18 protein-coding genes and 2 pseudogenes are annotated in these 24,167 nt (G+C 70.3%); 6 read left to right on the forward strand and 14 right to left on the reverse strand.

The genetic code is table 11. The features are described 5' to 3' along the window. Window positions 1-1,132: 1,132 nt before the first annotated feature. A complete protein-coding gene (locus ACYSMR_RS17450) occupies window positions 1,133-2,179 on the reverse strand; it encodes a LacI family DNA-binding transcriptional regulator (protein WP_461746924.1) in 1,047 nt (348 codons plus the stop codon). A gap of 130 nt (window positions 2,180-2,309) precedes the next feature. Here ACYSMR_RS17450 and ACYSMR_RS17455 point away from each other — a divergent pair, with 130 nt between their 5' ends. Both ACYSMR_RS17455 and ACYSMR_RS17460 read left to right on the forward strand, forming a co-directional pair. Then, window positions 2,310-3,368, forward strand: coding sequence for a Gfo/Idh/MocA family protein (locus ACYSMR_RS17455; RefSeq protein WP_461746926.1), 1,059 nt, complete (start codon window positions 2,310-2,312; stop codon window positions 3,366-3,368). 467 nt (window positions 3,369-3,835) lie between these two features. Beyond that, the gene (locus ACYSMR_RS17460; protein WP_461746928.1) at window positions 3,836-4,210 is read left to right on the forward strand and encodes a nuclear transport factor 2 family protein; all 375 of its coding nucleotides are present in this window, start codon (window positions 3,836-3,838) and stop codon (window positions 4,208-4,210) included. Window positions 4,211-5,018: 808 nt separating this feature from the next. Here the strand turns inward: ACYSMR_RS17460 and ACYSMR_RS17465 are convergent. The 3 genes from ACYSMR_RS17465 to ACYSMR_RS17475 all read right to left on the reverse strand — a co-directional run bounded on the left by ACYSMR_RS17465 (window position 5,019) and on the right by ACYSMR_RS17475 (window position 8,219). Further along, window positions 5,019-5,627, reverse strand: a complete 609-nt coding sequence (locus tag ACYSMR_RS17465) for a hypothetical protein (RefSeq protein WP_461746930.1) — start codon at window positions 5,625-5,627, stop codon at window positions 5,019-5,021. A 1,966-nt stretch (window positions 5,628-7,593) separates the two neighbouring features. Further along, window positions 7,594-7,905 carry a hypothetical protein gene (locus tag ACYSMR_RS17470; RefSeq protein ID WP_461746932.1) on the reverse strand — a complete coding sequence of 104 codons (312 nt, stop codon included), beginning with the start codon at window positions 7,903-7,905 and terminating at the stop codon, window positions 7,594-7,596. Next, entirely contained in the window at window positions 7,902-8,219 is a 318-nt protein-coding gene (locus ACYSMR_RS17475) for a hypothetical protein (protein WP_461746933.1), read from the reverse strand. Before ACYSMR_RS17475 ends, ACYSMR_RS17470 begins: the two co-directional genes overlap by 4 nt. 172 nt (window positions 8,220-8,391) lie before the next feature. Between ACYSMR_RS17475 and ACYSMR_RS17480 the strand changes: the two genes are divergently transcribed. From ACYSMR_RS17480 to ACYSMR_RS17495, 4 genes are all read left to right on the forward strand, one after another. Further along, window positions 8,392-8,625, forward strand: a complete 234-nt coding sequence (locus tag ACYSMR_RS17480; RefSeq protein ID WP_461746934.1) for a hypothetical protein — start codon at window positions 8,392-8,394, stop codon at window positions 8,623-8,625. A 79-nt stretch (window positions 8,626-8,704) separates the two neighbouring features. Continuing rightward, window positions 8,705-9,064: an SDR family NAD(P)-dependent oxidoreductase gene (locus ACYSMR_RS17485; protein ID WP_461746935.1), complete on the forward strand. Its 360-nt coding sequence runs from the start codon at window positions 8,705-8,707 to the stop codon at window positions 9,062-9,064. Continuing rightward, window positions 9,061-9,939, forward strand: coding sequence for an SDR family NAD(P)-dependent oxidoreductase (locus ACYSMR_RS17490; protein WP_461746936.1), 879 nt, complete (start codon window positions 9,061-9,063; stop codon window positions 9,937-9,939). Before ACYSMR_RS17485 ends, ACYSMR_RS17490 begins: the two co-directional genes overlap by 4 nt. Before the next feature lie 384 nt (window positions 9,940-10,323). Then, window positions 10,324-11,193, forward strand: a complete 870-nt coding sequence (locus tag ACYSMR_RS17495; RefSeq protein ID WP_461746937.1) for a Cof-type HAD-IIB family hydrolase — start codon at window positions 10,324-10,326, stop codon at window positions 11,191-11,193. 164 nt (window positions 11,194-11,357) lie between these two features. Here the strand turns inward: ACYSMR_RS17495 and ACYSMR_RS17500 are convergent, their stop codons facing one another. From ACYSMR_RS17500 to ACYSMR_RS17545, 10 genes and pseudogenes are all read right to left on the reverse strand, one after another. Further along, window positions 11,358-12,203 (reverse strand): BglG family transcription antiterminator, encoded by an 846-nt coding sequence (locus ACYSMR_RS17500; protein ID WP_309125475.1) that lies wholly within the window; start codon window positions 12,201-12,203, stop codon window positions 11,358-11,360. Window positions 12,204-12,282: 79 nt separating this feature from the next. Then, window positions 12,283-13,716, reverse strand: a complete 1,434-nt coding sequence (locus ACYSMR_RS17505; protein ID WP_461746938.1) for a glycoside hydrolase family 1 protein — start codon at window positions 13,714-13,716, stop codon at window positions 12,283-12,285. 58 nt (window positions 13,717-13,774) lie between these two features. Next, window positions 13,775-15,742, reverse strand: coding sequence for a beta-glucoside-specific PTS transporter subunit IIABC (locus ACYSMR_RS17510; protein ID WP_461746939.1), 1,968 nt, complete (start codon window positions 15,740-15,742; stop codon window positions 13,775-13,777). A gap of 325 nt (window positions 15,743-16,067) precedes the next feature. Next, window positions 16,068-16,446, reverse strand: a pseudogene (locus ACYSMR_RS17515) (pyruvate kinase); the annotation flags it as partial. A 151-nt stretch (window positions 16,447-16,597) separates the two neighbouring features. Next, the gene (locus tag ACYSMR_RS17520) at window positions 16,598-17,770 is read right to left on the reverse strand and encodes a glycerate kinase (protein WP_461746940.1); all 1,173 of its coding nucleotides are present in this window, start codon (window positions 17,768-17,770) and stop codon (window positions 16,598-16,600) included. Next, window positions 17,767-19,320 carry a C4-dicarboxylate transporter DctA gene (dctA, locus tag ACYSMR_RS17525; protein ID WP_461746941.1) on the reverse strand — a complete coding sequence of 518 codons (1,554 nt, stop codon included), beginning with the start codon at window positions 19,318-19,320 and terminating at the stop codon, window positions 17,767-17,769. The genes ACYSMR_RS17520 and dctA overlap by 4 nt, the downstream gene beginning before the upstream one ends. 160 nt (window positions 19,321-19,480) lie before the next feature. Then, a complete protein-coding gene (locus ACYSMR_RS17530) occupies window positions 19,481-20,578 on the reverse strand; it encodes a tartrate dehydrogenase (RefSeq protein WP_461746942.1) in 1,098 nt (365 codons plus the stop codon). Window positions 20,579-20,747: 169 nt separating this feature from the next. Then, a pseudogene (locus ACYSMR_RS17535) lies at window positions 20,748-21,723 on the reverse strand (IS481 family transposase). Between the two features lie 75 nt (window positions 21,724-21,798). After that, window positions 21,799-22,806, reverse strand: a complete 1,008-nt coding sequence (locus ACYSMR_RS17540) for an IS481 family transposase (protein WP_461746943.1) — start codon at window positions 22,804-22,806, stop codon at window positions 21,799-21,801. 239 nt (window positions 22,807-23,045) lie between these two features. Continuing rightward, a complete protein-coding gene (locus tag ACYSMR_RS17545) occupies window positions 23,046-24,152 on the reverse strand; it encodes an IS110 family RNA-guided transposase (protein ID WP_461746944.1) in 1,107 nt (368 codons plus the stop codon). Between the last annotated feature and the right edge of the window lie 15 nt (window positions 24,153-24,167).

Raw genomic sequence — 24,167 nt, forward strand, 5'->3', positions numbered from 1 at the left:
ATCCTAACCAAGGTGTTTCCACCGGTGCGCGGGACGACGTGGTACTACGCGGGCCCCGTGCCGTAGCCAGCCCTGTGACAGCACCCCGGGGATGCTGGGTATGGCGCGCTGCTGTCGCACCGGCCCCCACGGGTGCGTCCAGGCCTGGTCTCATCACCCTGTCGGTTTGCTGCCTGCTCCCTGCGTCATCGTCGACGGGGACGTCATCCTGAGGAGGGAGCAGGCACGGGTGGTGCGCTGCCGGCTGTGGGCGCCGTTGGCTCCACGGATTCCCGTCCCACCCCCGGGCTCAGGAGCGAGGTGGGCGGCCCTGGCTCGAGGGCCGGAACGCCTCGAAGGCGCGCTGCTCGGCATGGCCGGCCGGGTTCATCGGCACAGGGAACGATGCGGTGCCAGGGTCACGCAGAAGGACTCGGGGGTGCCCGCCCCATCCGGGTCGAGCTCGTTGCCGCACTGCACGGCCCCACCCCTGGGGTGGGGAGGTCATCGCGTAGGCGCAGTGGCGAAGGGGGTGGTGCCTGGATCGCGGTGATCTCCACGGCCTCGAGTTCCTCCCAGTCCTCCACGATCACCACCGCGGGGGGCTGCGCTCATGTGGCGCAGTGGCCGGCGGTGGAACCGGGGACGGGCCGGGCGTGCCGGACGCAGCGTTGCGGGCCGGCCGGCGGGGAGGAGGCGGCCCCGTGCATCTGGCACAGCCCGGCGGTGTCACCGGTGTGGTAGGCCAGCGGCGTGAGAGAAGCCCCCGCCGGCAGGCGCCCCCTCGGTCGCCTCGGCGCTGCCGAGAAGGTCGCCCACCTCGTGAGCTTCCTCCTCTCGTCAGGGCCTCGTTCATGACCGGCGGCTACTCCCTCGTCGAGGGCGGCTGCACCGCCGTGTGACCTCACGGCCGGGCAGGATCGGGTCCTGCCCGGCACCAGCGGCGTGCGGGGCGACCGCCGAACGGTTCCTCCACGAACGGCCGCCACGGCGGGGAATCGTGGCAGCGGATACCCGCTGCGCGCTCAGCGCTCCATTGCGGGCATCGAGAGCAGGATCACGGTCCCGCACCGGTGCGGCTGAAACCATTCCCGAGACCCTGCCGAGCATTGCGCACGGTGTGACCCGCGCCGTGAATCATGGTGGCGGTTCGTCAAGGTGTGCAGTCGGGGCGGGTCTGCCTTCCAGGAGGCGCCGTGCTGCATCCGATGGCCAGCGTAGGAGGCAGCAGTTCGTCCGCGGGGCGGGGGGCGCCGGGAGCCAGCTGAGCCAGCAGCACCTCGGCGGCCCTGCGTCCTGCGGCGTGGCTGGCGTTGTCCACCGAGGTCAGACTGATTCGGCGCATCCGGGCCAGGGGAGTGTTGTCGTAGCCTGCCACCGAGAGGTCTCCGGGCACGGACAGCCCCTGCTCCTCGGCGGCGGACATGACCCCCAGGGCGGCCATGTCGTTGACGGCGAAAACAGCCGTGGGCCGATCCGTGCCGGCCAGCAGCTCCATTCCGGCCTGGTAGCCGGCTTCCTCCGTCAGATCCCCATCGATCCAGCGCATCCGGTCCGCCAGGCCGGCGGCGCGCATGGCCTGTTCGTAGCCTCGGCGGCGAGCCGCCCCGACCGCCGTCGACGCCGCGCTCACGTGGGTGATCGCACGGTGGCCGAGGCCCACCAGGTGGTCCACGACGGAGACGGCGCCGGCGACGTCGTCGTTGGTCACCACGGTGGCGGAAGGACCGGGCCCAGCAGGGGCGCCCAGCACGACGGTGGGCACCTGCTCGAGCGCTGCGACGAGGACCGGGCTGTCCGGCATGGTGCCCACGAGGACGAGTCCTTCGACGTTCATCTCCAGCAGCTTGGACAGCAAGGACCCGCCGCTGCGCCCGTCCAGGCGGAAGTCCCCCATCAGCATCTGCATGCCTCCCGCGATCAGTCCGGCGTTGAGCCCTTCGACGGCCGGGACGAACCACGGATTGCGCATGTCGTGCAGGATCACACCCACGGTGCGGCTGCGCGATTCGACCAGGGCCCGGGCTGCCGCATTGGGCCGGTAGCCCAGCTCCTGGGCGGCCCGTTCGACGGCAGCACGCTTCTCAGCGCTGACGTAGCCGGTGTTGCGCAGCACCAGGGACACCACCGACTTCGACACCCCGGCACGGGCGGCGACATCGACGATGGTCACGCCGCGGCGGCGCCGGGGAGCAGTCACGGGATCCTTCCGGGCAGATGCGGGCGGTTGACGTGGCGGAGACCACATGCGTAGCCTACCGGCGATGTAGGAACGTTCCAATATCGCAATTTCCGGGGCGCCCCGGCTCTGGTACTGCGAAGGAGCACTCATGAAGGACATCACTGTGGGACTGGTCGGGGTGGGGCGCATCGGCGTCATGCACGCGGCCAACCTGGTCGGGCTCGGCGAGGTCCTGCATCCCCGGGGGATCGACGTGCGCCTGAGACTCACGGACGTGGCGACCGAGCACGCGCAGCGGGTGGCGCAGCAGCTGGAGGCCGAGTACCTGCCCTCGGTGGAGGAGCTGCTCTCCTCGGGGATCGACGGGCTCGTGGTCGCCACCGGCACCGCAACCCATCCCGCCCTGATCCGGGCCGGGGTGGACGCCGGGATCCCCGTGTTCTGCGAGAAGCCCGTGGCCCTGGACGTGGCCGACTCGCTGCCGGTGCTGGAGCATGTCCGGGAGCAGGGCGGGGTCGTGCAGATCGGGCACCAGCGCCGTTTCGACGCGGGCTACCTGCGGGCCAAGGAAGCCTTCGAGGCCCGGGAGCTCGGCTGGATCCACTCCCTGCGGGCGGTCACCTGCGACATGACCCCGCCGCCGGTGGAGTTCCTGGCCTCCTCCGGCGGGCTGTTCCGCGACTGCTCCGTCCACGACTTCGACATCCTGCGCTGGCTCACCGGGCGCGAGATCGTGGAGGTCTACGCCAAGGGCTCCAACAACGGCGACCCCGCCATCGGGGCGGTCGGCGACGTCGACACGGCCCTGGCCGTGGTCACCTTCGACGACGGCACCGTGGGCACCGTCTCGGCGAGCCGCTACAACGGTGCCGGCCACGACGTGCGCCTGGAGCTGCAGGGCTCGGCCGCGTCTTTGACCGTCGGGCTGGACGAGCGGGCCGCCGTGCGCTCGGCCGAGCCCGGGGTGGACTTCCCCTCCGGGACCCCGCACCGGACCTTCGCCGAACGCTTCGCCCAGGCCTACCGGGACGAGATGGTGGCCTTCGTCGAGCTGATCCTGGGGCTTCGCCCCAATCCCTGCACCCCCGAGGACGCCGTGGCGGCCGCCCGCGTGGCGGACGCCCGCGTGGCGGACGCCGCCCAGCAGTCCCTGGCCACCGGCGCGCCCGTGCGGGTGGCATCCACCCCAGCCGGCTCTGCCCTCTGACGCCCGGACAACACCGAGGTGGGGCATCCACAGATGGCCACCATCATCGGCCACCTGCCCGCCGCCCCATTTTCGGGGAGCGGGGTGCAAGGCCGGCAACCAGGGTGGCCGGCTGAGCCCCGAGCGGGTCTTGAGCAGGATGGAAGGCCAAAATCTCCTCGGCGCGGCGGGCACGACAGCAAGGACTCCCTCGGGCGGACGGCAACGACATGTGGTGGCGATGTCCCGGGCGCCCGGGGAGAGGGTGGGCGCCGAGGTGCCGGCACGGCGGCGGTTGATGGATGCCCGCGGTACCGCAGGGCGTGCTGTGCCGGATCCCCGCAGCGCACCGGAGAAACAACGGTCGGGCGGGCGCCCCGTCGGTACCCGTTCCCATGGACCAGCGGGCTTCCGCCGTCGATAATGAGACGCCAGCACACTGACGGATCGACCCGCGCAGGGCCGCTCCCGCGGAAGGGGAACACACCATGCAGGAGTTGACCGAGCGGTTCATCGACGCGCTGCACAGGTTGCACACCGACGACGACGTCGAGCCCATGGTGGCGCTGTATGCCGAGGACGCGCAGCTGTCCAAACTGGGCCAGCAGCATCACCAGCGCGGCCAGGAGGGAGCGCGAAGGTTCTGGCGGACCTATCGGGACGTCTTCGACGAGATCCAGGCCACCTTCGTCCACACCGTCCGCAACCAGGACAGCGCGGTCCTGGAGTGGACCTCCACGGGCACACTGCGTGATGGCGGGCCCATCTCCTACGCGGGCGTGAGCGTGCTGGTGGGACAGGAGTCGATCGCAGCCTTCCGCACCTACTACGACTCCGCGCCCTTCCTCAACGACCAGGCATGACACCCCAGGGGTGGGCGGGTCGTCGCGGACGCACGGGTCATGCGGTGCAACAGCGGTTCCCGGCGGGAGCCGGAGCCGGTGAGCCGGGCCCGTGCCCTGTTCTGGGTGGGAGGCTCCCACCCCGATCGGCGGACCCTGCCCGTCCTGCGGTCAGTGACCCGGGCGACGCAGATGGGCTCGCTCTGCCTGCGGGCCTCGCCGTGTCGGGCTTGAGGTGGACGCAGTTGGCGCCGGCCCAGGCGGGGAAGAGTGGGAGTCGGCGGAGATCCGTGCAACCACGGCCAGTATGAGTTCCTGTCCGGGGGTTGGGAAGAGGCAGGCGCCTTCCTCGGCGCCGGTAGGCGCCTCCAAGAAACCACCATGGACACAAGGCCAATGGCCGACGACAAAAGGACACCACCAGGTTCCCGGCCGGTGACGAGAGCACCGAGGTCACGATGTTTCCGTCGATGAGCGCAGCCAGCTCCGTACTGGCTTGGCGATAGGCGTGGAACCACCCCGTGGCGGCAGCGGGGTCATCGGGTGGCATCGGCATTCCTGCGTGCGGTCGGTGCTGGGGATGATGGACACGAGCTCGAGCGGTCTCTGCCCTGTCCTGGCCGTGCCAAGAAAGCGCCTCATGTGCTGATGGGACCCCACTACGGTTGACCGGCCTCACGTTTCGAGAGGGGGTCCGGTCAGCGACAGGTCACCGCCCATCATGGGGCTGGTCCCGGTCGGTGCGGCGGGCCTCGTCTCCGGGCGCCTGGCCCGGGGACGAGGCCCGCACAGCGCGACGGAGCTCAGCACGCCGCGATCCGTGCTGATCCTAGTGCTGCTGGGCGAACCAGGCGGCCACGGGCTTGGCGAAGGCGGTGATCAGCCAGAGGATGTCGACGATGAGCACGGCCACGCCGATGGCGATCAGCGCGATGGCCCAGCCGCCGAAGATCAGCGAACCCACGAACCCGAACACGGTGCCGATGATGCTCAGGATGGCCAGGACGATGCCGAGGACCCTCGCCCAGTTCTTGCCCTTCTTCAGGCCGGTGTAGACCAGCCCGTACGCGCCGAGGGCGATCACCAGCATGATGAGGCTGAACACCGTGGAGCCACCGGACTGGTCGGCCATGGCCTGGGCCTGGTCGGCCGGCACCCCGAGGCGTTCGTAGGCGCCGGTGAGGTCGGTGGTGGCCGTGGCGATCATCGAGACGATGCCGTTGAGCACGTACAACGCGGCGGAGACCAGGGTCAGGGTCAGCAGCCGCCGGTGCTGCGGCGGGGCCGGGACGGGCCCGCGGTGCTGCCCGTAGAGTCCGGCCCCGTACTGGTCGCCCTGCCCGTAGGCCGGGGTGTAGCGGGGCGGGCCCGCCGGGGCCGGGCTCACCGGGTGGGCGTGCGGGGTGTCCCCGGGGTTGGGGGTCGAGGAGGTGGTCATGGCGGTGTCTCCTTTGCCGTGGCGGGTCGCTGTGGCGGGGCATCGAAAGCCAGGGAGACGGCCGCTGTCAGCTTGCCCGGTCCGCGTCCTTCCGGAGATCGAGGTTCCTGCCCCTCACCACCAGTATGTGCGATAGCGAAGCCTGTGTGAGGTCGTGCCGGTGTCCGCACTCCGGGGGCGCCGTCATTGACGGGCGCGGATACCGCTCCTCACGAAAAACCGGCCTCAGTGCTTGGCCGACCGGTGGGCTCGGTGTCATGGAGCCAGGCGTTGTCTGCGAGTGGGGGGACAGGTGTCCCATGCCGGAGATGATCTTCGAAGGACCCCGCTGATGCCGGCTCCTGTCGTGGTCCGGATGTTCAACGAGCACGGCTGCCCGTGGCCCTTCTTCGGCCCGGACAGCGTGATGAGCCAAGCGGAGTTCCCCTTCCTCCTGAGCTCACCCACTGGGTGCTGGCCTGGACCGCTGACGTCGATGACCATTACGACCCTGAGCCGGGGTGGGCCTCGACCGCCGCCCGTGGCCGAGGGATGTCGAGGTCAGTTCTTCTTGCCGCATCGGCGGGCGCCCCGTGCCGATCATCTGAGCGGGCATGGGACTTCTGGTCCGGTGGGCGCGCAGTGCGCGTTTCGGAGGACGCAGTGCGGGGTGGGCCCACCGCGCAGCGATGGTTCTTCCGGGAGTTCCTTGCCGGTGTCCGAACCGGTGTGCTGCCGTGACAGTGGACGGCCGGGGTCGCTCCGCCGCCGATATGCGGTACGCCCTCGAGGGCCTCGGGACTGCTCGCCACCGACTCGGCAGGGGAAAAGCACACAGCGGGCGTCCTGACGATCAACTGATCATCGCCTGCCCATGTCCTCGTGAGGCCGAAGGGGTGGAGCCGTCATGGCGGCTCCACCCCTTCGGCGTGGGCGGGCATCAAGGCCCGACGATGCGTGCCCGCGCCACCGTAATCAGTCCCGCTCCGGACCGGCGCGGTCCGTCCGATGGCGTGGGGTTTCGTTTCAGCGGCGCCGGGTGGGGTGCTGGACCGTGCCGCGGGCCTGCTTCTGCCGTTGATGCCGCAGGACGCGCCCGATGATCATGGGGGCGAGGGTGAGAAGGAGCTTCTTCATGGTGGACCTCACTGGTCGTGGTGGGGATGGGGCGGTGTCACCGGGCCGCCGAGGAAGCGACTCGGTCACCAGGGGTGGGCCTGGCAGAGGGCCGCCGGACCGGGAGCGTCACAGGGGCCGATGCTCCCCAGCTGCTCCTGGTGCGGAGCCCGGCAACGCTACCTCACCGTGCCTTGGTGCGTTGCCTCGGGCAGGGGCGGCCCCCGGCCGATGGGATGACCAACGAGGCGGGGGCCGGCTCACCTCCATCCGGCCGGCTACTTGACCGGATGACAGCAAGCTCCCTTAGTGTCTCACGGCTGTTCGGTGGACACCGCACCCGGACCACAGCGGCGCGATCCTCGACGGGCGCCTGCGGGGAACTCCACCGGCAGTTCTTTGCCGGCGTCCTGGTCGGTGGTGCCGCCATCGCCGGGCCGCTCTGCCTGACGGGTGCCGCCAGGCTCCTCGCTGGCCGTTTTCACCGTGCTGCCCTTAGGTGATGATGCTCCCCGCACCGGGTTCGTGGTCGATGCCGGGCAGGCTCCACCGGTCCGGGAATCGGCGGAGCCGGCGGTGGCGGCTGTCGCGGGCGCACGGGGTGCACCGGGGAGCAGCGGCGCCGGTCCCCGAGTCCGGGAGCGGTCCCGGAACAGGGCGTGGCAGACGGTGTCGGGGCGGCCTGTGATGCGGTCCGGCGCACCGGTGACCACCTGCTCCCGCCACGGAACCATGGTGGCTACCCGGTCCCTCACCGGTGGGTCTGCGCCGAGCACGGCGCTGGTGACAGACCTCTGCGTGCTCCTGTCCTGCGAGGAGGCGACCCGGGAGCGGATCCGGGGCCGACCCCAGCGCGGCTCTGGGCGGGGCGTCACGGGTGCGCGGGGTCGAGCAGATAGCTGTGGCGGGTGTGGAGTTCGGCCACCAGGTCCTGGTGGCGGTCCAGGGTCACTGGATGCGCCCCCTCGGGGGAGTCCAGGTATTCGCGCTCGAGCTGGAGACAGGCCCGGGAGTGGAGCACCTGCAGCTGTTCCAGGGTCAGCTCGGCGAGCTCGGTGGGGAAGTCCTGGGCCGGGTCCAGGTGCGTGCTGGCTCCCTCCGCTGCACCGGGCACGTGCTGATGCTCCTGCATGCCGGTGTCAGCGGGGCTCACCGGGGTGGGTGCGGGGGTGGGCCGGTTCATGCCGCCACCGTCCCGGCGCAGACCAGCGCCGGCGCCGGCGAGGACGCAGGCCACAACACCTGCACCGGGGCGCCCCGGCCGGTGAGCTCTCCCTGGAGGAGTGCTTCCTGGAGCAGTCGGGCACCGGCGGCCTCGACCCGGAGGACTCCGGTGAGGTCCACGGTGACACGGATGCCCGGGATGAGAGTGCGCGCCCGCCGGATCAGCGGGTACAAGCCTTGCTGGGAGACGGCGGTGAGCGCGCCGGTGACCTTGATGATCACTCGTGGGGTGTCGAGGTCGACCTGGACGAGCACGGAAAGCTTCGGGGGCATAGCAGCGACTTTCTTGACTCCGCGGACAGGAGGGAACAAGGGCCGCTACTTGACCAGGGCACCAGCGTAGAGCACCACCGGGCACCCGGGGCAGTGCAGACGCTGATGGCGTGCGTCACAGCCGTCCGGACCGGCGACAGGACAGATCAGCAGTCCGTTCGGCATCCCGTTCGTGCAGGTGCTCGCGCAGGCGATGGTGCTCTTCCTCGACGCCGCCGCCCGCAGCCGGCTCAACACCGCCTGCGTGGTCGGCAACGTCATCGGTGGCGCCGTGGGCTCGACCCTGACTACCCTGCTGTGGTCGCTGGGCGGGTGGGCGGCGGTCACCACCGGGGGCATCGTGCTCAGCGTGACCGGGCTCATCGTGTGGGCCACCGGCCGCCGCGGCGCCCTGCGCGCGCCCTGACCCGGGCGCCGGGTGCCCCGCTGCCACTCCACTGTTCCGGGGGCCGCTGACACCCGGCGGCCCCCGTCCATCCCTTCCGTTGAACGCGGCACGAACCGCCCACGGCGCGTGCCCGTCGGAAGGAGAACCACCATGCCCACCTCCACCCCCATCGACCGGCAGCGCGCTCGTCCTGGGCGCCGGACCCGGCCTCGGTGCCTCTGTCGCCCGGCGCTTCGGCCGTGAGGGCTTCTCGGTCACGCTCGTCGCCCGCAGCGAGGAGCACCTCGCCGACCTCGCCGACGGGCTGCGCGGCACGGGCATCAGCGTCGACGCCGTCGCGGCGCACGCCGCCGACCCGCACGGGTTCCGGACAGCCCTCGAGGGACTGGCCGGGTTCCTCGCCCCCGGGCGTTCGCGGTCTACAACGCCGCGGTCATTGCCAGCGACAACGTGGTGAGCAGCGACATCGACCACCTGCAGTCGATCTGCTACGTCGATGCTCTCGGAGCCATCAGCGCCGCCCAGGTGCTCGCCCCGGCCATGCGGCAGGCCGGGGCCGGGACGTTCCTCGCCACCGGTGGATACGCCGGCGTCCGCTCGCAGCCGGCCTACGCCACGATCTCGCTGGGCAGGGCCGGGTTGCGCGCGGCGGCGACGCCGAGGCACGAGGAGTTGAAGGCCGGTGCTGTGCACGCGACCAGCGTCGCCATCGCCGGTGCCATCGCCCCGGGCACACCTTTCGACCCCGACCGCATCGCCGACACCCACTGGGACCTGCACGCCCGGCCCGTCGGCGAGTGGACCGCCGAGACCGTCCTCGACGGCAACCAGGGCACCCGCCTCCAGCACCACCGGGACCCGCATCCGTCTGAGAAGAACCGGCGCCGGTACCGGACGCCCCTCGGGAAGCCAGCAGTCCCGAGCTCCGGCCTCGCGCTCGGGTGCGCCGTCGCCGAAGCAGGAGGCCCCGTTGCCCTCCTCTGCCGGGACCAGGTGACGCTCGACGGCTCCGCCACCGAACTTGCCGCGTTCGGCCCCGAGATCCGCGGCTACGCCGCCGACGTCACGGACGAGGTGGATCTGCCGGCGGCGATCTCGACCGCCATCGACGAGGTCGGCTCGCCCGAAGTGCTCGTCTGCAACGCCGGCGCCGTGCGGATGGACAAGCCCACCCAGGGTGACGCCGCTGATCTGGCCTACACGTCGGCCGTCAACGTGATCGGTGCCGATGCGACCAGGCGCCGGGTCGCCGGCGAGGACCACGCCGGCAAGGACCACCGTGAGGGCGTCAGACTCTGGCCGCCTTCCAGATCCGCGACGCTCTGCGGCTGATCGGGGGCGGGGGAGCGGGTCACCCCGGTCGCCCATGATCTCAGCATGTCGCGGGCCGCCTTCCACCGTCGGATCCGGGAGCCACCACGGGCGGCGGCCGTCTGAGCTCCTGTCTTCCCAGCTGGCCTCGTGATGCGCGTGTGCCTGCTGACCGGGCTTTTCACCGGTCAGGTCGAACGGCATCACACCCCTGTCGGCTGCCGGCGAGCGCATCGGCGTGCCCATGCCCGCGTGAGGCCCCACACGGGGGGTCTCCCACCCGGAGACAGGTCGTGGCGTGGCCCGGCCGTGACCGGCCTGGTTGCCGCCGAGCCGTCCGTTGCGCCGAATATGATGGCTGGGCCACCATCCCATTCCCCTCCGGTGGCGTGAAGGAGCAGCCCCGTGACCTCCCCCCGCATCGCCTTCCTCGACATCGACGGGACGATCCTCGACCACGGCAAGGCCATCGCCGCCTCGACGGTGGCGGCGATCCAGGGCGCGCGCGCGGCGGGGCACCTGGTGTACCTGTGCACCGGACGGGCGGCCGGAGCGATTCCCTCCGAGGTGAGCGCGATCGGGTTCGACGGCTCGGTCACCAACGGCGGCGCGTACGCCACCAGCGGGGACGAGACCGTCGTGGCCGCGACCATGCCGCGTGAGGCGGTGCAGCGGCTGGTGACCTACTTCGAGGACCAGGACCTTCTCTTCTTCCTGCAGACCGATGCCGCCGTCCATGCCTCACCCCAGGTGCAGAAGGAACTCGACGCGATGTTGCACCGCTGGGAAAGTGCCCACGGTGAGCCGGATGAGCCGCAGACCGCACCGCAGGACACGCCACGAGCCCGGGATCTCGCCGAGGTGGACCTCGACCGCGTGGCCAAAGCGGTGTTCCTCGGGGAGGCGCTGGACACGGTGGCGCGCGCCCAGGAGGAGCTCGGCGAGCAGTTCCACATCGTGCCCGGCAGCATGCCGCTGCCCGGGGGGTCCAACGGCGAGATCGGGATGCGCGGCACCACCAAGGGTTCGGCCATCGAGTCGGTGCTCGGTCACCTCGGCCTCGACGCCTCGGGGGCGATCGGCATCGGCGACAGCTGGAACGACGTGGAGATGTTCCAGGTGTGCGGCACGGGCATCGCGATGGGCAACGCCGTCCCGGAGCTTCAACGCCTGGCCGATGAGACCACCACCAGCGTGCGCGAGGACGGGGTGTGGAACGCGTTCGTGCGCCACGGCCTCGTCGCCGGCGACGTGCTCAGCCCTGTGGCGTCCTGACGGCCGGTAGAGGTCCACGGTTGTCCCCCGCACTCGTCGGTATGGCGTGAGCCCCGGGGGCACCGCAGGCAGCCGGTAGACCGAGTCGATCGAGTGCGGGCAGGGCAACTGGAACAGGGGGCCCTGGGATGCGGGCTTCCGTGTGGCGGCGGGGCGGGGAGGCGCTACCGCACGCGCAGATCGTCGACCATCCGGGCCACGTGCAGGGTCAGGTAGGTGACCTCGTCCTCGGTGAGGGGCTCTCCCAGCCGCAGCTCCAGCACCGCCTGGAGCTTCAGCGCGGTGCCGAAGGCCTCCGGGTAGGCCTGACGGATGGCGGTGGACAGCCGGGTGGCTCCCTCGTCGAGCTGGCGGCCGGTGTGGGCGCGGACGAAGAAGTAGCGCAGGTGGGTGATGAAGCGGGCGGCGTTGATGGTGTTGCGGTCGAAGGGACGGCCGTAGGCCTGCTCGAGGACTTCGAACAGCTGGGTGAAGACCCCGGTCATCTGGTAGGTGAAGGACAGGTCACCGGTGGCGAAGCCGGCGTTGACCAGGTGCAGGGCGATCGGCACCGCCTCCGCCTCCGGCAGCGGCTGGTCGAGACCGGTGTTCACGTGGTCGAGGACCCGCTGGGCGATGCGCAGCTCGTCGGGGTAGAGATGGGCGACCTCGGCGCGCAGGGGGTACTCGATGTCGATGCCCTGGCGCAGGCGCTTGATCGCGAAGCTGAGGTGATCGGCCAGGCCCACCACCGTGGTGGAGCTCAGCGGGGCGGCCACCTCGGTGCGGGCGGTCTGCAGGGCCTGGTCGGCCAGCAGCAGGTGCTCCGGGGGGATGGCCGCGACCAGGGCCCCGAAGTTGTCGGCGTCGCGGCCGTCGTCGGGCACGAAGACCCGCGCCACCTTGGTCTCGTCCACCCCCTGCCCGGGCTTGGCCTGGAACCCCAGACCCCGGCCGGTGAGGATCACCTCCCCGCCTTCTGTCGTGCGGGCGAGGACGACGTTGTTGTTGAAGACGCGCAGGACCTCCACGCCGTCCTCCTCTCTCTCGTGCTGGCACGTGGTGGCAGGGACCTTCGGGTTCCTGCCACCACGTGCGGTCGGACAGTTGCTACTGCAGGGTGGCGCCGTTGGTGGCGATGACCTGGCGGTACCAGTCGAAGGACTTCTTCCGGTAGCGAGCCAGGGTGCCGGTGCCGTCGTCGTTGCGGTCGACGTAGATGAACCCGTAGCGCTTGCTCATCTGAGCGGTGGAGGCACTGACCAGATCGATGCATCCCCAGGTGGTGTAGCCCAGCAGCTGAGCCCCGTCGGCGACCGCCTCCCGGGCCTGGACGAGGTGGTCGTTGAGGTAGGCGATGCGGTAGTCGTCCACCACGGTCTTGACCCCGTCGGCCTCCACGAGCTCATCCACCGCCCCGAGCCCGTTCTCCACGATGAACAGCGGCTTCTGCCACCGCTCCCAGTAGTCGTTCATCACCACCCGAAGCCCCTGCGGGTCGATCTGCCAGCCCCACTCCGAGGCCTCCAGGGTGGGGTTGGGCACACCGCCCATGATGTTGCCGGCCCCCTGGGCCTTCTTCGCCGGATCGGCGGTCTCGCAGATGCTCATGTAGTAGCTGAAGGACACGAAGTCCACCGTGTGGGTCAGGTCCTCCCGGTCCTGGTCGGTGATCTCCAGTTCGATGCCGTTGTCCCGGAAGTGGCGCAGCAGGTAGCCGGGGTACTGCCCGCGGCAGTGGATGTCGCCGAAGGCGTAGTTCGCGTGCTCGGCGTCCATCGCGGCCACCACATCGGAGGGATCGGGGGTGAGCGGGTAGACCGGCATGGCCAGGATCATGCACCCCACCTTCGCCTCCGGCATGATCTGTCGGGCCAGCCGGGTCGCCCGGGCCGAGGCCACCAGCTCGTGGTGGATCGCCTGGTAGAGATCCTGCTGGGACAGCTGCTCCTTCGGGGTGGGAATCCCGCCCGAGAGGAACGGGGCGTGGATCACCGAGTTGATCTCGTTGAACGTCAACCAGTACTTCACGCGCTCGCCGTACCGCTCGAACAGGACCCGGCAGTAGCGTTCGTAGAAGCCGATCAGCTCCCGGTTCGTCCACCCGTCGTAGGTGCGGGCCAGGTGCAGCGGGGTCTCGTAGTGGCTGATCGTCACCAGCGGCTCGATGCCGTGGCGCTCGAGCTCGTCCAGCACCCGGTCGTAGAAGGCCAGGCCCTCCTCGTTGGGGGTCTCCTCGTCCCCGCAGGGGAAGATCCGGGACCAGGCGATGGAGAAGCGGAAGACCTTGAAGCCCATCTCGGCGAACAGGGCGATGTCCTGCTCGTAGTGGTGGTAGAAGTCGATGGCGACCTGCTTGAGGTTGTCCTCGGTGGGGCCCTCGGTGGGGAGCTCCATGATGCCCTTCGGCATGACGTCCTGGATGGACAGGCCCTTGCCGCCTTCGGCGTAGGCGCCCTCGATCTGGTTGGCGGCGGTCGCCCCGCCCCACAGGAACCCCTCGGCGAACGTCGCGGGGGAGGTCTGGTGGGAAGTCGTCGTCATGTGCTGCTCCTTCGTCTGTCGTTCATCATTCATCAGTCGAGTCGGTTTTCAGTGCGGGTCAGATCTGCACGGTCACTGCCGGGGTGCCGTGGGTGACGGCCCCCTGGGCGATCGGGGCGACGCCGGCCAGCTGGGCGGTGTTGGTGACGACCACCAGGGTGGTCGGGTCGTATCCGGCCTCGGCGACGACGTCGAGGTCGACCACGGCCAGCAGGTCCCCGGCGTTCACGTGGTCGCCGCGGGTGACGGCGGGGCGGAAGCCGCGCCCGTCGAGCTGGACGGTGTCGATGCCGATGTGCACCAGCACCTCCACCCCGCCCGGGGACTTGATGCCGTAGGCGTGCCCGGACTTCATGGCGGCCTTCACCGTGCCCGAGATCGGGGCGTAGACGTGCCCGTCGGTGGGGACGATGCCCAGGCCCTTGCCCATGGCCTCGGAGGCGAAGACCTTGTCCGCCACCTCGGTCAGGGCCACGGCGTGGCCGTCGACCGGGGCGAGGACCTCGACGGTGCCGGCGATCTCGGTGCCGGTGGCCGTGCCCGTGGGCAGGGTGGCCGTGGCCGCGGTGGCCCCGGACGGGGTGCCCGTGGCAGCGGTCGTTGCGCGGGTGTCGTCCGCGGTCGGAGCCAGCAGGTCGGTCTCGCCGGGCTCCACGGCCGCGGCGGGGACCTCGCCCTCCCGGGGTCCGAACAGGAAGGTGAGAGTGAAGGCGATGACTACAGCGGCTCCGGTGCCGATCATCTGCAGGGTGAAGCTACCGATCTGGGTGAACGCCGGGATCGCCAGCAGCGAGGGGAAGACGAACGCATTGGCCGCGCTGCCGCCGATGGCCGCGATGGCCCCGCCGACCACACCGCCGACGATGCCGAAGTAGAAGGGCTTCTTCAGCGGCAGGTTCACCCCGTAGATCCCCGGTTCGGTGATGCCGGCCAGGAACCCCGACAGGGCGGCCGGACCGGCGACCTCGCGGCGGGCGGCGTTGCGGGTGCGGACGAACACCGCCAGGGTGGCGGCGGCCTGGGCGAGCACCGCCGACAGCAGCGGGCCCGTCAGCAGCGAGTAGCCCTGGGTCGCGAGGTCGTTGGTGATGATCGGGACGAGGCCCCAGTGCAGCCCGAACAGCACGAAGACCTGCCAGAACCCGCCCATGATGGCTCCGGCCAGCCAGGGGGCGAAGCCGAAGGCGGCGTTCACGCCGGCGGAGATGGCCAGGGCGGCGAAGGTGGTGACCGGCCCGACGGTCATCAGGATCAGCGGGACCATGATCAGGATGGTCAGCAGCGGGGTGGCGAAGTTGCGCAGTGCTGCGGGCAGGACCTGGTTGAGGAACCGCTCGAGGTAGCCCTGCAGCCACACCGCCACGATGATCGGGATCACCGAGCTGGTGTAGTTCATCATCACCACCGGAATCCCCGCGAAGGACACGGGAGCGCCGGCCGCGGCCAGTTCCACGATCGAGGGGTACACCAGAGCGCCGGCGATGGCCATGGCGGTGAACTGGTTGGCTTTGAACCGCCGGGCGGCGGTGATCGCCAGGAACAGCGGCAGGAAGTAGAACAGGGCATCAGCAGCCGCGGCGAGGATGACGTAGGTCTGGGACTCCGGGTTCAGCCAGCCGAACTGGGTGGCGGCGCTGAGGAACGCCTTGAGCAGCCCCGCTCCGGCCAGCGGCCAGATGATGGGGTTGATGATGGCGGAGACCATCTCGAGGAACCGGTTGAACAGGTTGCCCTTCGGGGCGTCACCGGCGGCCGGGGCGTCCTCGCCGGTGAGCGTGGTGATCTTGCCCAGCTCCGCATACACCGTGGGCACATTGTTGCCCACGACCACCTGGAACTGGCCCCCGGCCTGCATCACGGTGATCACCCCGGGCAGCTTCTCCACGGCGGCCTTGTCCGCCTTCGACTCGTCGCGCAGCTTGAGCCGCAACCGGGTGGCGCAGTGCGTGGCGGAGGCGATGTTGTCCTCACCGCCCACCTCCTGCACGATGCCTTCGGCCAGCGACCGGTAGTCCACAGCAGCCATGTCAGGCCTTTCTGTTCGTACTTGGGCATAAAAAAAGACCCGAGCCGCACGAGATCGTGCGTCTCAGGTCTTGCCCCGTGTCCGGGTAACAATCCTGTGCAGGCGGGCACCGCCTGCAGGGATCACCATACGGGTGAGAGGCATCACACGCAAGCGGCGTGCCGCCCATGGGCTTTCCTCCCACGCCCGCCACCCCAGGGGCCCGGGGGCTGACCGTCCTGGCCGCCCCTGCCCTGATGGGGGCGGAGATCATGCGGAAACGGACCATCGACTCGGTGGCCACACGCCGGGCGGCCGGCAAGGACCTCCGAAGGCGGTGTCCTGCCTCGGCGATCACCGGCAGGCGCTGGCCCTCCTCGTCCATGATCTCGTGCACCCGCACGATGTCCTTCGCATCGCGCACGAAGGACAGGGCGATCAGGTCCACCCCGCGGCGGATGCCCCACCCACACGACCCCGGGCAGGCCCTTGTGGGTGGTGGAACAGATCTCGGCGGTGCCCGCCACGTCCTCGATGGTGATGGAGAGCACGTCGCCTGGGGCCAGCTGGTGCGGGCCGTCGGCGAAGCGGCCCAGCCGGATCTTCGGCCCCTGCAGGTTGGCCAGCACCGCCACCGTGCGTCCCAGCTCCGCCGCCGCCCGGCGCAGGTTCCCGTAGGAGGAGACGGCCGGACCGATCGTGGCCACGATCTTCGCCCGTCGCAGGGGAGGAGGTTCCTGTCGTCGCTACGGGGGTGGGGGAAGAAGAAGGGCAGCGATGTCGAGCCTTCCGGGAGCTTCCCGAGGGTTGCTGTGAACGGCGCGATGCCAGGCGGCCCGGCACGTGCGGTGCCGGGCCGCCTGGTCGTTCGTGTCCCTAGAAGGTGTCTGCGGTGTCTGTGGTGCGCGGGACCGGTGTCAGGGTGCGGGCGATGTGCTGGCCGGTCTGGCGCAGCAGGGCCGCGGAGAGCTCAGGATCCGTGGCGCTGTCGGCCTCGGTCATGGCGCTGAGCGCGTGGGTCGCCTCGATGCCGTGGGCGGGCAGGCGGTCCGTGTCCAGGGCGTTGTGACCGACGACGGCGATCACCGGCACCGGACCCGCGCGGTGGGCCACGACCAGGGGCAGCTTGCCGGCCAGGGTCTGGGTGTCGAGCTTTCCCTCTCCGGTGATCACCAGGTCGCAGCCCGCGGCGTGGTGGTCGAAGTCGAGCAGGTCCAGGAAGAACCCGGCTCCGGAGACCATCCTCGCGCCCAGCAGCATCGCCGCCCAGCCGAGGCCGCCGGCGGCGCCGGCCCCGGGGACACCGGCGGCCTCCTCGGCGGGCCAACCGGCCTCCCACAGGCGCCGCAGCAGCGCCCCCAGCCCGGCCTCCAGCGCCTCGACGTCGGCGGGGGTGGCGCCCTTCTGCGGGCCGTAGACGGCCGCGGCCCCATGGGCGCCCAGCAGGGGATTCGTGACGTCGTTGGCGGCGATCAGCTCCACGCCCTCCAGATCGACCAGACCGGTGAGGTCCACGTCGGCGATCTGCCCCAGGGTTCCGCCGGTGGGTACGAAGGCCCGGCCCAGGTGGTCGGTGAAGACCACACCGAGGGCGGCCAGCATCCCGGCTCCGCCGTCGGTGGTGGCGCTGCCGCCCAAAGCCAGCACGATCCGCCCCGGGCGGTGGGCCAGCACGGCGCGGATGGCCTGGCCGACGCCGACGCTGCTGGACTCGCGCGGGGCCAGGCGGCCGGGGGGCAGCATCTGCAGCCCGGCCGTGGTGGCGACCTCCACCACCGCGGTGGTGCCGTCGAAGGCCACCGTGGTGGTGGTCGGGTTCCCGGTGGGGCCGGTGATCGGGAGGGTCAGCGCCTGGAACCCCGCACCCAGGGCGGCGGCCACGCTGCCGTCCCCGCCGTCGGCCAGGGGCAGGGTGTGCACCTGGGCCCGCGGGTTCTCCTGGCGCAGGCCCGCGGCCAGGGACTCGGCGACCTGGGCGGCGGTCAGGGAGCCCTTGAACTTGTCCGGGGCGATCAGGATCCGGGGGGTCGTCAGAGGATTCGTGGTCATCGGGTGGCCTCCGTGGCGAGCTCGTCGTCGCGGTGGCGCGGGGAGGTGCCCGTGCCGGTGGGCTCGAGGTCGAGGTCGGTGATGGTGCCGTCGACCACACGGTGGAGCTGCGTGGTGGTGGGCACCGCCGGGACGGTGGAGGAGTCGATCTCGGCCAGCGGGTCCTCCACGGTCGAGGTGGTGCGGCCCACGGCAGCTGCCTCCACGGAGGCCTGGGCCACGGTGATGGTGGTTCCCTCGTCCAGGGGCGGGAGGATCTCGCCGTTGAAGACGCGGCGGGCGCGGTCCACGTCCAGGCTCTTGTCCCACCAGGCGATGAACAGGGTGGCCACGGCGTTGCCGCAGAAGTTGACCAGGGCCCGGCACTCGGACATGAACTTGTCGATGCCGAAGATGAGCATGATGCCCGCGGCCGGGATGGTGCCCAGGGTGCTCAGGGTGGCGGTGAGGGCGATGAACCCGCCTCCGGCCACCCCGGCCGCGCCCTTGGAGGTGAGCAGCATGACGGCGAGCATGCCCAGCTGCTGGCCGATGGTCAGCTCGGTGTTGGTGGCCTGGGCGATGTAGACGGCGGCCAGGGAGAGGTAGATCGCCGCCCCGTCGAGGTTGAAGCTGTAGCCGGTGGGCACGACCAGGCCCACGGTCTCCTTCTTGACCCCGGCGTGCTGGAGCTTGCGCATGAGTCCGGGCAGGGCCGGCTCGGCGGTGGAGGTGCCCAGGATCAGCAGCAGCTCCTCCTTGAAGTGCTTGAGCATTGTGAACAGGTTCAGCTTCAGGAAGGCCATCACCGAGCCCAGGACCACCACGACGAAGACGAGGGAGGTGCCGTAGAAGAGCAGGATCAGCCAGCCGAGGCTGGAGAGGGTCTCCACCCCGTACTTGCCCACGGCGAAGGCCATGGCCCCGAAGGCGCCCAGCGGGGCGGCCTTCATGATGTAGTTCAGGACCTTGAAGATCACCGCGGTCAGGCGCTGGATTCCGTCCAGGACCGGGGCGCCGATCTGGCCGACGGCATTGAGGGCGATGCCGAAGATCACGGCCATGAAGATGATCTGGAGGATGTCGCCCTCCACGAAGGGGGCGGCCACGCTGCCGGGGATGATGTGGGTGAGGAACTCCCACCACTGCTGGTTCTCGCCCTTCTCGATCAGCTCGGCGGCGCTGCCGGTGGTCTCGATGGTGGAGGCGTCGGCGTTGACGCCGTCCCCGAGGCGGAAGATGTTGATGGCGACCAGGCCGGTGAGCATGGCCAGGATGGTGCCGATCTGGAAGTAGCCCAGGGCCTTCAGGCCGGTGATCCCGACCTTCTTCAGATCGGCCACGCTGGCGATGCCGCCGACGATGGTGAGGAAGACGATCGGGCCGATGAGCATCTTCATCGCTTCCACGAACGTGGTGCCGATCGGCTGCATGGCCTCCCCGGTCTCGGGGGCGAGCCAGCCGACGAGGATGCCGAGCACGATCGCCACGAGCACCCAGACGTAGAGCTGGCGGTACCAGGGCTTGCGGGCAGCCCTCTGGTGGGTGTCACTGACCATGGTGTGGTCCATCAGTGTTGTCCTCAGTGGTAAGAAGTGATGCTCTGCGGCACTGCGCTGAGCCCTCAGGAAAAGAAAGCGGTGGCTGCCCCGGAGCACGGGACAGGCAGGGGCCGGCCGGCACGGTGCCGGCCGGCCCCTGAAGAACGCCACAGACAGAGGCGGAGGTTGTTCAGGCGGTGGTGAGGGAGGTGGCCAGGGCCTCGATGATGGCCTCGGTGATCTCGTTGGTGTCGGCGGTGCCGCCGATGTCGCGGGTGAGGTGCCCGGCGGCGGTGGTGGCCTCGATCGCGGCCTCGAGGCGGCGGGCCTGGGCGTGGAGGCCGAAGTGGTCGAGCATCAGCGCCGCGCTGGCGATCGCCCCGATCGGGTTGGCGATCCCCTGCCCGGCGATGTCGGGGGCCGAGCCGTGGACGGGCTCGAACATCGAGGGGAAGCGCCGCTCCGGGTTGAGGTTCGCGCTGGCGGCCAGCCCCAGGCTGCCGGCCATCGCCGAGCCGAGGTCGGAGAGGATGTCGGCGTTGAGGTTGGAGGCGACCACCACCGACAGCTCCTCCGGGCGCAGGATGAACTTCGCGCTCATCGCATCCACCAGCACGGACTCCGTGGCCACGTCCGGGTAGTCGGTGGCGACCCGGGCGAAGACCTCGTCCCACAGCACCATGCCGTACTGCTGGGCGTTGGACTTGGTGACGCTGGAGACCTTCTTCACCTGCCGGGTCCGGGCGAGGTCGAAGGCGAAGCGGATGATGCGCTCACAGCCCTTCTCGGTGAACAGGGAGGACTGGATCGCGACCTCGTTGCCGGGACCGCGGCCGGAGAGGTTGCGCCCGCCGAGCCCGGCGTACTCGCCCTCGCTGTTCTCCCGCACCACCACCCAGTCCAGCTCGGTGTCCTCGGCCGTGCGCAGCGGGGAGACCACCCCGGGGAGGAAGCGCACCGGGCGGATGTTGGCCCACTGGTCGAAGTTCTGGGTGATGGTCAGCCGCAGCCCCCACAGGGACACGTGGTCGGGGACGTTCTCCCACCCGACGGCGCCGAAGTAGATCGCGTCGAAGCCCTTGAGCTCCTCCAGCCCGTCGGGGGCCATCATCACCCCGTGCTCGGCGTAGTACTCGCTGCCCCAGGGGAACTCGGTCCACTCGAAGGAGAACGCCCCGCCCGACTGCCCGGCCAGGGCGTCCAGGACGGTGCGGCCGGCGGCGACGACCTCCTTGCCCACCCCGTCGGCGGGGATCGAGGCGATCGTGAAGACCTGGTGCTCAGCCATCGTGGTGCTCTCCTTGTCGAGTGCTCTTAGGTGTCGCCCGCAGCACAGCGCGGTGTCAGGTACCAGTAGAGCCCCCGGACATGCATAAGGTCCAAGACCGGAATCGCATCCCCTACATAGGAGATGGTTATGGTTGCTGAGGGAGGGTCCGCTCCCTAGTTGTACCCGGTCACTGGGTTGGTCGCAGGCGGCTGATCGGTGGGTGGCCTTCGAGTGCGCTGTGACGCCTGCCAGTGTTGTAGTGCTCGACCCACGGGGCAAGAGCAGCGCCGCGTTCGTCGTTGCTGGTGAAGACCTGCCGGTAGGCCCACTCAGTGGCCAGGGTGCGGTTGAACCGCTCCACCTTCCCGTTCTGCCAGGGGCAGTGCGGGCGGATGAACACCTGCTTGGCGCCCAGGGTAGTGATGACCTCGCGCACGGCCGTGGAATGGCGGTAGGCCCAGGCGTTGTCGGTCATCACCCGCTGGATCTTCTCGATCCCGCAGTCGGCGAAATAGGCCGCGGCCCGGGCCAGGAACCCCGCGCACGTGGCGCCCTTCTCATCGGCCAGGATCTCGGAGTACGCCAGTCTGGAATGGTCATCGACCAGTGAGTGAACGTAGTCGAACCCGACCCGGGTGCCGTGGTCCCGAGTGAGGCTGCCCTGGGCGCGGCCGATCGCCCGCCAGCCGCCGCCGTCTTCGGATCCGGCCGAGCTTCTTCACATCCATGTGCACCAGCTCCCCGGGCCGGTCGCGTTCGTAGCGCACCGCGGTGGCCTTCGAGGCCCGGATGAGCTGGCCGGTGAGTCGGTCCAGCTCCCGCAGGTACGGGACCCGGTGGCGGCGCAGAATCCGCCCCACCGTGCGCGGGGCCAGTCCCAGCTCGGGGCCGAGCCAGTCCTGACCCCGCCGGGTGGTGCGGCGCAGCGCCAGCACCTGCTGCTCGACCTCGGGCCGGGTGCGGGTCGGGGTGGTGTGCGGGCGACAGGACCGGTCGTGCAGGCCGGCCTCACCCTCGTGCTCGTAGCGGGCGATCCAGGTCGCCACGCACTTGCGGGACACACCCATGGCCGCGGCGATGTGCGCCTTGGGCATCCCGGCCTGGTGGCGCTGCACGATCAGGAGCCTGCCGTGGACGGTGGTGCGGGCATTACCGTGGGACATGGGAGCCTCCGTGGTGGATGTGGGCCTTCGACAAGCCACACCCCACCCGGAGGCTCTCCTCACGTCAACACCGCGCTACCAATCTCCTGCCCGGGTACACCTGTACTGACCCGGGAGGTTGGTTAAGCGGGTGACTGGGGGCTTGTTCCCGCAGGCGGTGTGTGGCCGGTGGTGGTTGTACTCGTGGAGCCATCCTGTCAGGGCTTGGCGGCGTTCGGTCTCGCTGGTGTAGCAGCGGGCGTAGCCCCACCCGTCGGCGAGGGTCCGGTGGAAGCGCTCGATCTTGCCATTGGTCTGGGGCCGACGCGGCCGGGTGCGGGAGTGCCTGATCCCGAGGTCGGTGCAGGTATCACGCCACAGGTGCGAGACATAGGCCGAGCCGTTGTCGGACAGAACCCGTTCGATGGTGACGCCACGCTGGGCGAACCAGATCACCGCCCGTCGTAGCACGGCGGTGGCGGTCGCGGCGGTCTCCTCGTCGTGGACCTCGGCGTAGGCCACGCGGGAATGGTCGTCGATGACGGTGTGCACGAAGGCGTGGCCCATCTTCGGGTTGCGGTACTTGTTCTTCGGCTTCTCCGGGGTCCCCGCCCGGTTCTTCTTGCCCTGGGCGCGGCCGACGAAGCGCCAGCCGCCGCCGTCGGGAATGTTGCCGAACTTTTTGACGTCGACGTGCAGCATCGCTCCTGGGGTCGGGTGCTCGTAGCGGCGCACGGGCTCGCCCGTGGCCCGATCGACGTGCGCCAGGCGGGACAGGCCGCATCGGGTCAGCACGCGGTGGGCGGTGGAGGCCGCCACCCCGGTCGCGGCGGCGAGCTGGACCGGGCCGAGGCGTTTGCGCAGTCGCAGAGACACGATCCGCTTCGTGACCGGCAGCGGGGTCTTGGCCGGCATCGTGTGCGGCCGGGAGGGGCGGTCGGTCATCGGTTCCCCGGCGGCGTAGCGGGTGGCCCAGCGCTTCACGGTCGGCCACGCGCACTGGAAGCGCGCGGCGACTTCAGCGATGGGGACATGCTGATCGATGACCAGCTGCGCCACTTTGAGGCGGTGACGCGGGGTCAGAGCGGCATTAGCGTGGGACATGAGGGCCTCCTGTGCGTGAGCGGATACCTAGGCAGTTCCACTCCACCGCGGGAGGCCCTCCTTGCGCCACTGCTTCAGGTCAGCGGATCACACCCACTCCACCAACGTCCCCGGTCAGTACATCTAGGAGCGGGCGTCGCACCCCGGGCAGGCCCGGTGTGCTGCCCATAGTTGTTTCGCGGATGGCTCCACGCGCTGCCTCCCGGCACCACCGGTGGACCAGCTTGTGGGCCCCTGGCCTATCCGGTCATGGCCTCGTCCATCAGCTCGTCCATGACAGCCAGCGACCAGCACCATCCGGCCAGTTCACGGGCGATGGCCACCGTGGCCACGGTGGGCCGCTTCTTCCGCTCCAGGAACGTCACCCACCGGGCGTGCAGCCGGCGGTTGCCGGCGTCCCCACGGGCCCGGGCGGCAGGTGGGGCCATCTCCCAGCGGGCGCGCATCGTTGCCCCGATGCGGTACTGGGGCCGGTGGTGCCAAGCGGCTTCGACGAGCAGGCGGCGGGCGTGGGTGTTGCCGGTCTTGGTGATCGGCCCTTGTGCTCTGCTCGCCCCGGAGGAGTGCTCGGAGGGCACCAGTCCGAGGAGTGCCCCGATGGTGTTGCCCGTGAACCGGTGCCAGTCACCGATCTCGACCGCCAGTCCGAACCCGGTGAGGGTCGAGACCCCGCGCAGGCAGCACACCCGATGCACCACGGGAGTGAACTCGGAGTCGGCGGCCATCGCCGTGATCGCCGCATCCAACCGGTCGCGCCGGGCCAGGGTGGCCAGCACGGCCTCGTGCTCGGCGTCGAAGGCCACCCGGGTCGCTGGTGAGTCGAGGTGCTGGCGGGCCAGCCACGCGTGATGAGCCCCCGTCCACGCCTGCCCACCCGAATAGACGATGCCGTGGCGCAGCAGCAGCTTCGACACCCGATGCCGGGCGCGCATGAGATCACCCCGGCAGTCCTCCCGGGCTCGGACCAGGTCGCGGGCTGCCTCTTGCTCCACCCCCGGAACCGTCACCGCGGTGATCTCGTCCAGGCGCAGCAACCGGGCCAGGTGCACCGCATCCCGGGCATCGGTCTTGATCCGGTCCCCGGAGGGCCGCTGCAGCTTCGACGGGGCAGCGACCACGCACCGGATCCCGTCGGTGTTCAAGGCCCGGGCCAGTCCGAACCCGGTCGGGCCGGCCTCGTAGGCCACCGCCACCGGCCCGGGCAGCTCCCGGATCCAAGACCGAATCTGGTCGTGGTCCGGACTCAGCCGGGCCTGTAATAGTTCGCCGGTGGCGCCGTCGATCGCTGCTGCCGCCACCGATCGTGCGTGCACATCCAGGCCGACGCTCGTACGCTCTGTAAACACCGGGGCCTCCCACTG

The sequence above is a fragment of the Kocuria sp. U4B genome (assembly GCF_054875615.1).